Source organism: Streptomyces sp. NPDC053560 (assembly GCF_044544605.1).
Classification (GTDB): domain Bacteria; phylum Actinomycetota; class Actinomycetes; order Streptomycetales; family Streptomycetaceae; genus Streptomyces.
This window is the reverse complement of record NZ_JBITXI010000030.1, coordinates 1-16,042: the sequence shown is the minus strand read 5'-3', so window position 1 is coordinate 16,042 and position 16,042 is coordinate 1. Positions and strand designations below refer to the sequence as shown.

Genomic DNA, 16,042 nt, shown 5'->3' with positions numbered 1-16,042 from the left:
GTCCTGGACGAGGCGTGCGCCGACCGCACGGTGCTGGCCGAGCGTCTGGCCGGGGCGGAGGACGTCACCGGCGTCGTCTCCGTACTCGCCGAGGCTGAGGACGACAGCACCCGCCACCCGGGGCTCACCCGCGGCCTGGCGCTCACCGTGTCCCTCGCGCAGGCCCTCGGCGACGCCGACATCATGGCGCCGCTGTGGTTCCTCACCCGCGGCGCCTTCGCCACCGGCCCCGCCGACCCCGTCACCCGGCCCCTGCAGAGCCAGATCGCCGGCGTCGGCTGGACCGTCGCCGTCGAGCACCCGCAGCGCTGGGGCGGCACCGTCGACCTGCCGGACACCCTCGACGCCCGCGCCGCCCAGCGGCTCGCCGCCGCGCTCGCCGGCCGGCTCGGCGCCGAGGACCAGCTCGCGATCCGCCCCTCCGGCGTGCTGGCCCGCCGCATCGTCCGCGCCGACAGCACGGGCCGCGGCACCGCCCGCACCTGGCGGCCGCGCGGCACTACGCTGGTCACCGGCGGTTCCGGCACCCTCGCCCCGCAGCTGGCCCGCTGGCTCGCCGGGCGCGGCGCGGAGCACCTCGTGCTCGTCAGCCGCCGCGGCCCGGACGCCCCCGGCGCCGCCGAACTCGTCGCCGAACTCGCCGAGTCGGGGACGGAGGTGACCCTGGCGGCGTGCGACATCACCGACCGGAAGGCGGTCGCCGCACTCCTCGACGGTCTCAAGACCGAGGGCCGTACCGTCCGCACGGTGGTCCACACCGCCGCCGTCATCGAGCTGTCCGCCCTGGCCGACACCACCGTGGACGCCCTCTCCGAGGTCGTGCACGCCAAGGTCACCGGCGCCCGGATCCTCGACGAACTCCTCGACGACGCCGAACTGGACGACTTCGTCCTCTACTCCTCCACCGCCGGCATGTGGGGCAGCGGCGCGCACGCCGCGTACGTGGCCGGCAACGCCTACCTGTCGGCGCTCGCCGAGCAGCGCCGCGCCCGCGGCCTGCGCACCACCTCGATCCACTGGGGCAAGTGGCCCGACGACCTCGAACGCGAGCTGGCCGACCCGCACCAGATCCGCCGCAGCGGCCTGGAGTACCTCGACCCCGAGGTGGCGCTCAACGCCCTCCAGCGCGCCCTGGACGACGACGAGACCGTCATCGGCCTCATGGACATCGACTGGGAGACGTACCACGACGTCTTCACCGCCGCCCGCCCCTCCCACCTCTTCGACCGCATCCCCGAGGTGCAGGCCCGCCTCGCCGCGCTCGCCGCGCCGGCCATCGCGGACGCCGCGACCAGCGACCTCGCGTCCCGGTTGCACGGCCTCTCCGACGCGGAGCAGGACCGGCTCCTGCTCGACCTGGTGCGCAACGAGGCCGCTGCCGTGCTCGGCCACGCCTCCGGGGAGTCCTTCCCGGAGCGGCGCGCCTTCCGCGACCTCGGCTTCGACTCGGTCACCGCCGTCGACCTGCGGAACCGCCTCGCCGCCGGCACCGGGCTCAGCCTGCCCTCCACGATGGTCTTCGACCACCCCAGCCCCGTCGCGCTGGCCGGCTTCCTGAAGTCGCAGGCGCTCGGGGAGCCGGGCGCGGCAGGGCAGCGGACGGTCGCAGCGGCCGCGCCCGCCGACGACAACCCGATCGCCGTCATCGGCATGAGCTGCCGCTACCCCGGCGGCGCCGACACCCCCGAGGAGCTGCTGCGGCTCGCGCTCGACGGCGCCGACGCCATCTCGGAGTTCCCCGCCGACCGCGGCTGGGACGCCGACGCGCTCTACGACCCGGACCCCGACCGGCAGGGCCGCACGTACTCCGTGCAGGGCGGCTTCCTGCACGACGCGGCCGCCTTCGACGCCGCCTTCTTCGGCATCTCGCCCCGCGAGGCCGTCGCCATGGACCCGCAGCAGCGGCTCCTCCTGGAGACGTCCTGGGAGGCCTTCGAGCGTGCCGGCATCGACCCCGAGTCGCTGCGCGGCAGCTCGGCCGGCACCTTCTTCGGCGCCAGTTACCAGGACTACTCCCACACCGTGCAGAACGGAACCGAGGGCGCCGAGACGCACATGGTGACCGGCACCGCCGCCAGCGTCCTGTCCGGGCGAGTGTCCTACCTGCTGGGCCTCACGGGGCCGGCCGTCACGGTCGACACCGCCTGCTCGTCCTCGCTGGTCGCCCTGCACCTGGCCGCGCAGTCGCTGCGCAGCGGTGAGAGTTCCCTCGCGCTGGCCGGCGGCGCCGCGGTCATGGCGACACCGCACGCGTTCGTCGGCTTCAGCCGGCAGCGGGCGCTCGCCAAGGACGGCCGCTGCAAGCCCTTCTCCGACGCCGCCGACGGCATGACCCTCGCCGAGGGCGTCGGCGTGGTCCTCCTGGAGCGGCTCTCCGACGCCCGGCGCAACGGCCACCCGGTCCTCGCCGTCATCCGCGGCTCGGCGATCAACCAGGACGGCGCCTCCAACGGCCTGACCGCCCCCAACGGCCCGGCCCAGCAGCGCGTCATCCGCCAGGCCCTCGCCAACGCCGGCCTCACCGCGGCCGATGTGGACGCGGTCGAGGCGCACGGCACCGGCACCAAGCTCGGCGACCCGATCGAGGCCCAGGCGCTCCTCGCGACGTACGGGCAGGACCGCGACCCGGAGCGCCCGCTGCGGCTCGGCTCGGTGAAGTCCAACATCGGCCACACCCAGGCCGCGGCCGGCGTCGCGGGCGTCATCAAGATGGTCATGGCCATGGACGCCGGCGTCCTGCCCGGCACACTCCACCTCGACGCGCCGTCCAGCCACGTCGACTGGGACACCGGCGCCGTCGAGCTGCTGCGCGAGCGCACCGAGTGGCCCGACTCCGGACGCCCCCGCAGGGCCGGTGTCTCCTCCTTCGGCATCAGCGGCACCAACGCCCATCTGCTCCTGGAGCAGGCACCGCCCGCCGAGCCGGCCGGAACGGCCGAGCCGGCCGAGGCCACGGAGGACGCCGGAGCGGTCGTGCCGTGGCTGGTTTCCGCCAAGTCAGCCGCCGCGCTGCGCGCCCAGGCCACCCACCTGCTGGCCTCGGCCGCAGCCGCCCCCGACCTGTCGCCCGCCCGCGTCGGTCACGCCCTCGCCACGACCCGCGCCGCCTTCGACCACCGCGCCGTCGTCCTCGGCGAGGACCGCGCTGAGCTGCTGCGCGGCCTGGAGGCACTGGCCGCCGGTACCCCCGCGCCGGGGCTGGTCACCGGCACCGCGGGCGAGAGCGCCACCGGGCCCGTCTTCGTCTTCCCCGGGCAGGGCTCCCAGTGGTGGGGGATGGGCCGCGAACTGCTGGCCGGCTCGGAGGTGTTCCGCGCCGCCGTCGACGACTGCGCCGCCGCCCTCGCCCCGTACGTCGACTGGCCACTGCACGACGTCCTGTCCGGCGACGCCGACCCGGCGCTCCTGGAGCGTGTGGACGTCGTACAGCCCGCGCTGTTCGCGATGATGGTGGCGCTCTCCGCGCTGTGGCGCTCCCACGGCGTCGAGCCCGCCGCCGTCGTCGGCCACTCGCAGGGCGAGATCGCCGCCGCCCATATCGCCGGGGCGCTCAGCCTGGAGGACGCCGCGCGTGTCGTGGCCCTGCGCAGCCAGGCCCTGCCCCGGCTGTCCGGGCTCGGCGGCATGATGTCGGTGGCCGCCCCCGTCGACCGCGTCACCGAACTGCTCGCCCCCTGGCACGAGGCACTGTCCGTCGCCGCCGTCAACGGCCCCTCCTCCGTGGTCGTCTCCGGTGACGCCGCCGCGCTCGACGAGCTGCTCGCCGCCTGCCGCGAGTGCGGCGTCCGCGCCCGCAAGGTGTCCGTGGACTACGCCTCGCACGGCCCGCACGTCGAAGCCGTACGCGACGAACTCGCCCGCGTCCTCGCACCGGTCCGTCCGCACGCCCCCGACGTGCCGTTCTACTCGACCGTGACCGGCGCGCGCCTGGAGGAGGCCGCCTTCGACGGCGCCTACTGGTACACCAACCTGCGGCAGACCGTCCGTATGGAGGAGGCCACCCGCGCCCTCCTCGCCGCCGGGCACCGCGTCTTCATCGAGGTCAGCCCGCACCCCGTGCTCGCCGCCCCGATCCAGGAGACGCAGGAGGCCGTCGCCGAGGAGGCCGGCGCGGAGGCGGCGGTGGTCCTCGGCTCGCTCCGCCGCGACGAGGGCGACCTCAAGCGCTTCCTCGTGTCGCTGGCCGAGGCCCACACCCGGGGTGCCGCCGTCGACTGGACCACTGTCTTCGCGCACTCCGCGTACGAGCCGGTGAGCCTGCCGACGTACCCCTTCCAGCGGCAGGACTTCTGGCCCGAGCCGAGGGCCGAGGCCCCGGCGGGCGGCGACGCGTCGGACACCGCGTTCTGGGAGCTGGTGGAGAGCCAGGACCTCGCCCGGCTCGCCGGCGAGCTGGGCGTCCCGGCCGACGAAGGGCGGTCCGCGCTCGGCGCGGTGCTGCCCGCCCTGTCGGCCTGGCGGTCCCGGTCCCAGGCCCGCGCCCGCGTCGACGAACTGCGCTACCGCGTCGACTGGACGCGCGTCGGAGAACCGGCCCCGGCCGCCACCGGGCGCCTGCTCGTGGCCGTCCCGCCGGACCATGCCGACACCCCGTGGGTGGCCGCCGCGCTCGCCGCGCTCGGCACGGACACCGTCCGCTTCGAGGCCAAGGGCGCCGACCGGGTGGCGTGGGCCGCGCAGATCGCGCAACTGGTCGAAGAAGGCGAGGAGTTCGCCGGGGTCGTCTCCCTGCTGGCCGCCGCCGAGGAACCGCACCCCGACTTCGACTCCGTACCCACCGGACTGGGCCAGACCCTGGTCCTGCTCCAGGCGCTCGGTGACGCGGATCTGACCGCGCCCCTGTGGTGCCTGACCCGAGGTGCCGTGGCCGCCGGCCGCGACGACACCCTCAGCAACCCGGTGCAGGGTGCGCTGTGGGGCCTCGGCCGGGTCGTCGCGCTCGAACACCCCGACCGGTGGGGCGGCCTGATCGACCTGCCGGCCACGCTCGACCCCCGCTCGGCCGCCCGTCTCACCGGCCTGCTCGCCGACCCGCAGGGCGAGGACCAGCTCGCGGTCCGTGCCTCCGGGGTTCTCGCCCGCCGCCTGGTGCACGCCGCACCGGCCGAGCCACGGGCCGAGCGCCGCTGGCGTGGCCACGGCACCTGCCTGGTCACCGGCGGCACCGGCGGCATCGGCGGGCGCGTCGCCCGCTGGATGGCCGAGCACGGCGCCGAGCACCTCCTACTGACCAGCCGCCGCGGCGAGGACGCCCCCGGCGCCGCCGCACTCCGCGCCGAACTGGAGGCACTGGGCGCCCACGTCACCATCGCCGCCTGCGACGCCGCCGACCGCGACGCGCTCGCCGGGCTCCTGGCGGACCTCCCCGCCGACCGGCCGCTCACCTCCGTCTTCCACTCCGCCGGGGTGGCCGACGGGGACGCCCGGGTCGCGGAGCTGACCCTGGACCAGCTGAACGCGCTGCTGCGCTCGAAGCTGACCGCCGCACGGCACCTGCACGAGCTGACCGCGGACCTGGACCTGGACGCGTTCGTGCTCTTCTCGTCCGGCGCCGCCGTCTGGGGCAGCGGCGGCCAGCCCGGCTACGCCGCCGCCAACGCCTACCTCGACGCGCTCGCCGCGCACCGCAGGTCCCTCGGCCTGACCGCGGCGTCCGTCGCCTGGGGCACCTGGGGCGAGGTCGGCATGGCCACCGACCCCGAGGTCCACGAACGCCTCCACCGCCAGGGCGTCTTGGCCATGGAACCGGCCCACGCGATCGGCGCGCTCCAGCAGATGCTGGAGGATGACGACACAGCGGTCACCGTCACCCTGATGGACTGGGAGGTGTTCGCGCCGAGCTTCACCGCGAGCCGTCCCAGCCCCCTGATCGGCACGGTGCCGGAGGCCGTACGGGCCCTCGCCGACGAGCCGGACGCGGCGTCCGGCGCCGACGGGGACACGGCACTGCCGCCGCTCCGCCGCCGCCTCACCGAGCTGCCGACCGTCGAACGCGGCCGCGCGCTCGTCGAGGCCGTCCGCGCCGAGGCCTCAGCGACCCTGGGCCACGACGCAGCCGACGCCGTCCCGGCCGGCCGCGCCTTCCGCGACATCGGCTTCGACTCCGTGACCGCTGTCGAACTGCGCAACCGGCTGCGCGCCGCCCTCGGACTGCCCCTGCCGGCGGCCCTCGTCTTCGACCACCCGACCCCCACGGCCCTCGCCCGGCACATCGGCTCGCTGCTCTTCGGCGACGCACCCGATGCCGCGGACACCGGCCGTGCCGACGACCCCGACGCCCGCATCCGCGAGGCGCTCGCCACCGTCCCCATCGGACGGCTCCGCAAGGCGGGCCTCCTCGACATGGTGCTGAAACTCGCCACCTCCGACGAAGCCGAGGACCCCGCCCCCGAGGCGGCCGGCGAAGCGGACTCCCTCGACGACATGGACGCCGAAGCCCTGCTCCGGCTGGCCACCGAGAACTCGGCGAACTGAAAGAGAGCTGGAGCACACGATGAGCACGCCCCCGAACAAGTACGTCGAGGCACTGCGGTCGTCCCTGAAGGAGATCGAGCGGCTGCGCCGCCAGAACGAGCAACTGGTGGCGGCGGCGGTGGAACCCATCGCGGTCGTCGGCATCGGCTGCCGCTTCCCCGGCGGCGTCGCCTCGCCGGAGGACCTGTGGGACCTCGTCGCCCAGGGCCGCGACGTCATCGGGCCGTTCCCCCAGGACCGCGGCTGGGACCTGGAGCGGCTGGCCGGCGGCGGTGAGGGCAGCAGCCTCGCCCAGGTCGGCGGCTTCGTCGAGGACGCCGCCGGCTTCGATCCCGGCTTCTTCGGCATCTCGCCCCGCGAGGCCGTCGCCATGGACCCGCAGCAGCGCATCCTCCTGGAAATCACCTGGGAGGCCCTGGAGCGGGCCGGCATCGACCCGTCGACCCTGCGCGGCAGCCGGACCGGCGTGTTCGTCGGCACCACGGGCCAGGACTACGGCGAGGTCATCAAGGCATCCGACGAGGACGTCGAGGTCTACTCGACCACCGGCCACGCCGCCAGCGTCATCTCCGGCCGGCTCTCCTACACCCTCGGCGCCGAGGGCCCCGCCGTCACCGTCGACACCGGCTGCTCCTCCTCCCTGGTCGCCATGCACTGGGCCGTCCAGGCCCTGCGCGGCGGCGAGTGCTCCATGGCCCTGGCCGGCGGCGCGTCCGTCATGGCCACCCCGGGCCCCTTCGTCTCCTTCACCGCCCAGAGCGGCCTGGCCGCCGACGGCCGCTGCAAGCCGTTCTCCGACGCGGCCGACGGCACCGGCTGGGCCGAGGGCGCCGGCGTCCTCGTCCTCATGCGGCTGTCCGACGCACAGCGCGAGGGCCGCCCGGTCCTCGCCGTGCTGCGCGGCTCCGCCATCAACCAGGACGGCGCGTCCAACGGCCTGACCGCGCCCAACGGCCCCTCCCAGCAGCGCGTCATCCGCGCCGCGCTGGAAAGCGCGCACCTTACGGCCGCCGATGTGGACGCCGTCGAGGCGCACGGCACCGGCACCACCCTCGGTGACCCGATCGAGGCCCAGGCGCTGCTCGCCACGTACGGGCAGGACCGGGAACGCCCCCTGTGGCTCGGCTCCGTCAAGTCCAACATCGGCCACGCCCAGGCCGCCTCCGGCGCCGCCGGTGTGATCAAGATGATCATGGCGCTGCGCCATGGCGTACTGCCGCGCAGCCTGCACGCCGCCGAGCCCACCACCAACGTCGACTGGACCGCCGGCGCGGTCGAGCTCCTGGCCGAAGCCACCGACTGGCCCGAGACCGGGCGCTCCCGCCGCGCCGGTGTCTCCTCCTTCGGCATCAGCGGCACCAACGCGCACGTCATCCTCGAACAGGCCCCCGCTGCCCCCGAGGAGCCCGCCGCCGAGCCCACCGTACGGCCCGCCGTCGTACCGTGGCCGCTCTCCGCCCGCACCGCCGCCGCGCTCGACGACCAGCGCGAGCGCCTCGTCGCCCACCTCGCCGGCGCACCGGACGCCACCCCGCTCGACATCGGCTACTCGCTGGCCGACGGCCGCGCCACCTTCGAGCACCGCGCCGTCCTGCTGACCGACCCCACCGACCCGGCAGGCGCCACCGAGATCGCCTCCGGCGTCGCCGGCGAGGGGCTCACCGCCGTCCTCTTCTCCGGCCAGGGCTCCCAGCGCCTGGGCATGGGCCGCGAACTGTACGCGCGCTTCCCGGTGTTCGCCGAGGCCTTCGACGAGGCCGCGGCCGTGCTCGACGCGCACACCGACCGGCCGCTGCACGACGTCGTCTGGGGCGCCGACGCCGCCCTCCTCGACGAGACCGGCTGGACCCAGCCCGCCCTGTTCGCCGTCGAGGTCGCCCTCTACCGCCTCGTCGCCTCCCTCGGCGTCACCCCCGACTTCGTCGGCGGCCACTCCATCGGCGAGATCGCCGCCGCGCACGTCGCCGGCGTCCTCTCCCTGGCGGACGCCGGCACGCTGGTCGCCGCCCGCGCCCGCCTCATGCAGACACTGCCGCGCGACGGCGCCATGCTCGCCGTCCGCGCCACCGAGGACGAGGTCACCCCGCACCTCACCGGCCGCGTCTCCATCGCCGCCGTCAACGGCCCGGCCTCCGTCGTCGTGGCCGGTGACGAGGACGCCGTCGAAGCCGTCGCCGCGCACTTCGCCGCGCAGGACCGCAAGACCACCCGGCTGCGGGTCAGCCACGCCTTCCACTCGCCGCTCATGGACCCGATGCTCGCGGACTTCCGTACCGTCGCCGAGGGCCTCACCTACCACGAGCCGCGCATCCCCGTCGTCTCCAACCTCACCGGCACCGTCGCCGACGTCGCGGACCTGTGCTCGCCCGGCTACTGGGTCCGGCACGTCCGCGAGGCCGTACGCTTCGCCGACGGCGTCACCGCCCTCACCGGCCGCGGCGTCACCACGATCCTCGAACTCGGCCCGGACGGCGTCCTGTCCGCCATGGCCCAGGAGTCGCTGCCGGACGGCGTGGCCGCCGTACCGCTGCTGCGCAAGGACCGCCCCGAGGAGCAGGCCGCCCTCACCGGCCTCGCCCAGGTCCACGTCCGCGGCACCACCGTCCGCTGGGCCGCCCTCTTCGACGGCACCGGCGCCCGCCGCACCGACCTGCCCACCTACCCCTTCCAGAACCAGCGCTTCTGGCCGGCCGCGGGCCGCGCCGCCCAGGACGTGGCAGCAGCCGGCCTCGGTGCCGCCGGCCACCCGCTGCTCGGCGCGGCCGTCGAGCTCGCGGACGGCGCGGGCCACCTCTTCACCAGCAGGCTCTCCGTACAGAGCCACCCCTGGCTCGCCGACCACGGCGTGCAGGGCCGCGCCCTGCTGCCCGGCACCGCCTTCGTCGAGCTGGCCATCCGTGCCGGCGACGAAGTCGAGTGCGACCGCGTCGAGGAACTGACCCTGGCCGCGCCGCTCGTCCTGCCCGAGCGCGGCGGCGTCCAGCTCCAGGTCCGCGTCGGCGCACCGGACGGCGCGGGACGCCGTACCCTCGGCATCTTCTCCCGCGTCGAGGACGGCTTCGACCTGCCGTGGTCGCAGCACGCCACCGGTGTGCTCACCACCGGCGGCGGTGCGCCGGACCCGGCCTTCGACGCCACCGTCTGGCCGCCCGCCGGCGCCGAAGAGGTCGACCTCGACGGCGCGTACGAGCGCCTGGCCGGGCTCGGCTTCGACTACGGCCCCGCCTTCCGGGGCCTGCGCGCCGCCTGGCGCCGCGGCGCCGAGGTGTACGCCGAGGTCGCACTACCCGACGAGGCCGGCACCGACCCCGCCGACTTCGGGCTGCACCCCGCCCTCCTCGACGCCGCCCAGCACGCCGCCGCCTACGCCGACCTCGGCGCCATCAGCCGCGGCGGCCTGCCGTTCGCCTGGGAGGGCGTCTCCCTCGCCGCGTCCGGCGCCACCACCGTCCGCGCCAGGATCACCGCCGCCGGTACCGACACCGTGTCCATCGCGGTGTACGACACCGCCGGCGGCACCGTCCTCAGCGTGGACTCCCTGGTCTCGCGGGCCGTTCCCGCCGACACACGCGGTGACACCACCTCCGTCCACCGCGACTCCCTCTTCCACGTCGACCTGACCCCCCTCCGCAACCGGCCCGCCCACACCCCGGCCGCCGTGGCCGTGGTCGGCCCCGACCCGGTCGGCGTCACCGACGCCCTGCGCGCCACCGGCGTCCAGGTCACCCCACACTCCGACCTCGACGACCTCGCCACCGCGGAAGGACCGGTCCCCGACCTCGTCCTCGCCGTCGCGGCCGCCGACCCGGACGCCCCCGTCCCCGACGCCACCCGCGCGCTGACCGCCGCCGCCCTGGACCGCACCCAGCGGTGGCTGTCCGAGGACCGCTTCGCGGACGCCCGCCTCGTCATCGTCACCCGCGGCGCCACCGACGGCACCCACCTCCCCGCCGCGGCGGTCGGCGGCCTGATCCGCACCGCCCGCACCGAGAACCCCGGCCGCCTCTCCCTCCTCGACCTCGACGCGTCCGCCACCCGCGAGGCGCCCGAGGTCGTGACGGCCGCCCTGGCCGCCGCGTACGACGAACCCGACCTCGCCGTACGCGGCACCGACGTGCTCACCGCCCGCCTGGCCCGCGTCCCCGCGCCCGCCGAGCCGGCCGACTGGAACCCGGACGGCACCGTCCTGATCACCGGCGGCACCGGCGGCCTCGGCGGCGTGCTCGCCCGCCACCTCGTCGCCGAACGGGGCGTACGCCACCTGCTGCTCGCCAGCCGCCGCGGCCCCGACGCCGACGGCGCGGCCGACCTCGTGGCCGAACTGGCCGGACACGGCGCCGACGTACGGGTTGCGGCCTGCGACGTCTCCGACCCCGGAGCCCTCGCCGACCTGCTCGCCACCGTGCCGGCCGCACACCCGCTGACGGCCGTCGTGCACACCGCGGGCGTCGTCGACGACGGCGTCATCGGCTCGCTGACCCCGCAGCGCCTGGACACCGTCCTGCGGCCCAAGGCCGACGCCGCCTGGCACCTGCACGAGCTGACCCGCGACCTCGGCCTGGACGCCTTCGTCCTGTTCTCGTCCGTCGCCGCCACCCTCGGCAGCCCCGGCCAGGCCAACTACGCGGCGGGCAACGCCTTCCTCGACGCCCTCGCTCTCCACCGCGCGGCCGCGGGCCTGCCCGCCACCGCACTGGCCTGGGGCCCATGGACCCAGAGCGTCGGCATGACCAAGTCCCTCTCCGACGTGGACGTGGAGCGCATCGCCCGCTCCGGCATGCCGCCGCTCACCGTCGAGCAGGGCACCGCCCTCTTCGACGCCGCCCTCGCCGCCGGCGTCCCGACCCTCGCCCCGGTCCGCCTCGACCTGCCCGTCCTCCGTACCCAGGGCGAGGTCGCGCCGCTGCTGCGCGGCCTGATCCGCATCCCCGCCCGCCGCACCGCCGCACAGGTCTCCCAGACCGCCGACGGCCTCGCCCAGCGCCTCGCCGGACTCGACACGGCGGCCCGCCGCGAGACCCTCCTCGACCTGGTCCGCACCCAGATCGCCCAGGTCCTGGGGCATGCCGACGCGGCCGAGGTCGAAGCGGGCCGCCAGTTCCAGGACCTCGGCTTCGACTCGCTCACCGCCGTCGAGCTGCGCAACGGCCTCAACTCCGTGACCGGCCTGCGGCTCCCCGCCACGATGGTGTTCGACTATCCGACACCGAGCGTCCTCGCCGGCCACCTGGCCGAGGAACTCCTGGGCACCACCGACGACACCCCGGCCGCCACCCCGCTCCCGGCCCCTGCCGTCACCGCCGACGACCCGATCGTCATCGTCGGCATGGCCTGCCGCTTCCCGGGCGGCGTCGCCTCGCCCGAGGACCTGTGGCGCCTGGTCAGCGAGGGCGCCGACGCCACCGGCCCGTTCCCGGTCAACCGCGGCTGGGACCTGGACGGCCTCTACGACCCGGACCCCGACCGCCCCGGTCACACCTACGTCCGCGCCGGCGGGTTCCTGCACGACGCCGGCTCCTTCGACCCGAACTTCTTCGGCATGAGCCCGCGCGAGGCCATGGCCACCGACTCCCAGCAGCGCCTCCTGCTCGAACTGTCCTGGGAGGCCGTCGAGCGCGCCGGCATCGACCCCCACTCGCTGCGCGAGAGCCGTACCGGCGTCTTCGCGGGCGTCATGTACAACGACTACGGCACCACCCTCACCGGCGACGAGTACGAGGCGTTCCGCGGCAACGGCAGCGCACCGAGCGTCGCCTCCGGCCGCGTCTCGTACACCTTCGGCTTTGAAGGCCCCGCGGTCACCGTCGACACCGCCTGCTCCTCCTCCCTCGTCGGCCTGCACCTCGCCGCCCAGGCACTCCGGGCCGGGGAGTGCTCCCTCGCGCTCGCCGGCGGTGTCACCGTCATGTCGACGCCGAGCACCTTCGTGGAGTTCTCCCGGCAGCGCGGCCTCGCCCCCGACGGCCGCTCGAAGGCGTTCGCCGAGGCCGCGGACGGCGTGGCCTGGTCCGAAGGCGCCGGCATGCTCGTACTGGAGCGCCAGTCCGACGCCCTCCGCAACGGCCACCGGATCCTCGCGGTCGTCCGCGGCTCCGCCGTCAACCAGGACGGTGCCTCCAACGGCCTGACCGCCCCCAACGGCCCGTCGCAGCAGCGCGTCATCCGCCAGGCGCTGGCCAGCGGCGGCCTCTCCACCGACGACGTCGACGTCGTCGAGGCGCACGGCACCGGCACCACGCTGGGCGACCCCATCGAAGCACAGGCGCTCATCGCCACCTACGGCCGCGACCGCGACCCCGAGCACCCGCTGCTGCTGGGGTCGGTGAAGTCCAACATCGGCCACACCCAGGCGGCCGCCGGTGTCGCGGGCGTCATCAAGATGGTGATGGCCATGCGGCACGGCACGCTGCCGCGCACCCTCCACGTGGACGCCCCGTCCTCGCACGTCGACTGGGACGCCGGAGCCGTCGAACTGCTTACCGAGCCGGCCGCCTGGCCCGAGGGCGACCGCGTCCGCCGCGCCGGCGTTTCCTCCTTCGGTATCAGCGGCACCAACGCCCACGTCATCATCGAGCAGCCGCCGGCCGACGCCACCACATCGCCCCCGCGCCGCCCCGTCGAGGAGATCCCGGCCATCCCGTGGTCCGTGTCGGCCAAGTCCGCCGACGCCCTGCGCGACCAGGCCGCCCGCCTGCTGCGGCACGTCGAGGCCCACCCCGAGCTGTGCCCGCTCGACATCAGCTACTCGCTGATCACCACCCGCACCACCTTCGACCACCGCGCCGCCGTCCTGGCCGCCGACCGCGCCGATGCCCTGCGCGGGCTCGCCGCGCTCGCCGCCGGCGAGGACGACCCCGCCGTACTGCGGAGCACCGGGACCCGCGGCCGTACCGCCTTCCTCTTCTCCGGCCAGGGTTCCCAGCGCCTCGGCATGGGACGGGTGCTCTACGAGCGCTTCCCCGTCTTCGCCGAAGCCCTGGACACCGTGCTCACCGGTCTGGACGCGGAACTCGGCCGCTCCCTGCGCGACATCATCTGGGGCCAGGACGCCCAGCTCGTCGACCGCACCGGCTTCACCCAGCCCGCCCTGTTCGCCATCGAGGTGGCCCTCTACCGCCTCGTCGCCTCCTTCGGCGTCACCCCCGACTTCGTCGGCGGCCACTCCATCGGCGAGATCGCCGCCGCGCACGTCGCCGGCGTCCTCTCCCTGCCCGACGCCTGCCGCCTCGTCGTCGCCCGCGCCGCGCTCATGCAGTCGCTGCCCGAGGGCGGCGCGATGATCGCCGTCCAGGCCACCGAGGACGAGGTGCTCCCGCACCTCACCGACGACGTGTCCATCGCCGCGATCAACGGCCCCGCCTCGGTCGTCGTCTCCGGCACCGAGGACGCCGCGCTCGCCATCGCCCGGCACTTCGCCGACCAGGGCCGCCGCACGAGCCGGCTGCGCGTCAGCCACGCCTTCCACTCGCCGCTGATGACGCCCATACTCGACGAGTTCCGCGCCGTCGTGGAGAACTGTGCCTTCTCCGCCCCGGCCGTCCCGCTCGTCTCCAACCTCACCGGTACCCTCGCCACCGCCGACGAACTGTGCTCGCCCGACTACTGGGTACGCCACGTCCGCGATGCCGTCCGCTTCGCCGACGGCATCCGCACCCTCGGCGAACAGGGCGTCACCACCTTCGTCGAACTCGGCCCCGACGGCGTGCTGTCCGCCATGGCCCAGGAATCCGCACCCGACGACGCCACCACCGTCCCGCTCCTGCGCAAGGACCGCACGGAGGAAGATGCCGTCGTCACCGCCCTCTGCCGGCTCCACGTCCTCGGCATCGACGCCGACTGGACCTCCGCCTACGACGGCACCGGAGCGGTCCGCGTCGACCTGCCCACCTACGCCTTCCAGCACCGCTGGTTCTGGCCCACCGCCCGAGCCGCCGAAGCCCGCGACGTACGCGCCGCTGGACTGGGAGCGGCCGGTCACCCGCTGCTCGGTGCCGCCGTGGAACTTCCCGAAGGCGAAGGCGCTCTCTTCACCGGGCGCCTCTCGCTCCAGTCGCACCCCTGGCTGGCCGACCACGCCGTACAGGGCACCGTCCTGCTCCCGGGCACCGCGCTGGTGGAACTGGCGATCCGCGCCGGCGACGAGGTCGGCTGCGGCCACATCGAGGAACTCGGCCTCACCGCGCCCCTCACCCTCCCCGCCACCGGTGCGGTCCGCATACAGGTCCGCGTCGGCGCCACCGATGACACCGGCCGCCGCACCGTCACCGTCCACGCCCGCCCCGAGGACGCCCCCGACGCGGCCTGGACGCTGCACGCCACCGGCGTGCTCGCCACCACCGCGCCGGACGCGCCGGAGTTCGACACCCAGGTGTGGCCGCCCGACGGGGCCGAGCAGCTGGACACCGACGCCTGCTACGAGCGCTTCGCCGACCGCGGCTTCACCTACGGCCCGCTCTTCCAGGGCCTGACCGCCGCCTGGCGCTCGGGCGACGTCCTGTACGCCGAGGTCGCGCTGCCCGAGGAAGTCGCCGACGACGCGGCCGCCTTCGGCCTGCACCCGGCGCTCCTCGACGCCGCCCTGCACACCGCGCTTCTCGCCGACGACGCCGAGGCCGGACTCCCGTTCTCCTGGGAAGGCGTCTCGCTGCACGCGTCCGGCGCCACCGCCCTGCGCGTGCGCCTCGCCCCCGCCGGAACGGACGGCCTGTGCGTCACCGTCACCGACCCGGCGGGCCACGCCGTCGCCTCGGTCACCCGGCTCCTCGCCCGCCCCGTGGGCGACCAGCAGCTGAACACCACGGCCGCCCTCATCCGCAACGCGCTCTTCCGGCTCGACCCCACTCCGGTCGAGCCGGCGGAGAGCGGCACCACCGAGCGTCCCGCCCTCCTCGGCCCGGACACCGGCCTGCTCGCCACCGCACTCGACGGCACCGACGCGCCTCGGTACGAGACCCTCGACGAGCTCCTCGCGGCGGAGACGCCCGTACCCGGCACCGTCCTCGCTCCGGTGCACACCGCGAGCGACGGCGACACCCCGCAGGCCGTGCACGCCGCCACCACCGCCGCGCTGGCGCTCGTACAGCAGTGGCTCGCTGAGGACCGGCTCGCCGGCTCCCGGCTGGTCTTCGTGACGCGCGGCGCCGTCGCCCACGACGACACCCGGACCACCGACCTCGCCGCCGCCGCGGTCCACGGCCTCGTACGCTCCGCGCAGACGGAGAACCCCGGCACCTTCGGCCTGCTCGACCTGGACGGCACCGAGGCACCGGACGCCGCCCTGGCCGCCGCACTCGGCTCCGGCGAACCGCAGCTTCTGCTGCGCGACGGACAGCCTTACGCCCCCCGACTGGCCCGCCTGGCACCGCCCGCCGAGCCCACCGGCCCCATCGCCTGGAACCCCGAGGGCACCGTCCTCGTCACCGGCGGCACCGGCGGTCTCGGCGCGCTCTTCGCCCGCCACCTCGTCGGCACCTACGGTGTCCGTAATCTGCTGCTGACCAGCCGGCGTGGTCTTGAGGCCGCCGGTGCGGTGGAGTTGGTGGCGGAGCTGGAGTCTTCGGGTGCGCGG

At 75.5% G+C, this 16,042-nt stretch carries 2 protein-coding genes; both read left to right on the top strand.

Features of this window, described 5'->3' with window-relative positions:
* The coding region (locus tag ACIGQF_RS38390; RefSeq protein ID WP_399720729.1) for a type I polyketide synthase at positions 1-6,474 on the top strand (6,474 nt) is incomplete at its 5' end.
* A 19-nt stretch (positions 6,475-6,493) separates the two neighbouring features.
* Positions 6,494-16,042 (top strand): type I polyketide synthase (locus tag ACIGQF_RS38385; protein WP_399720726.1); only part of this gene is annotated, 9,549 nt, incomplete at its 3' end.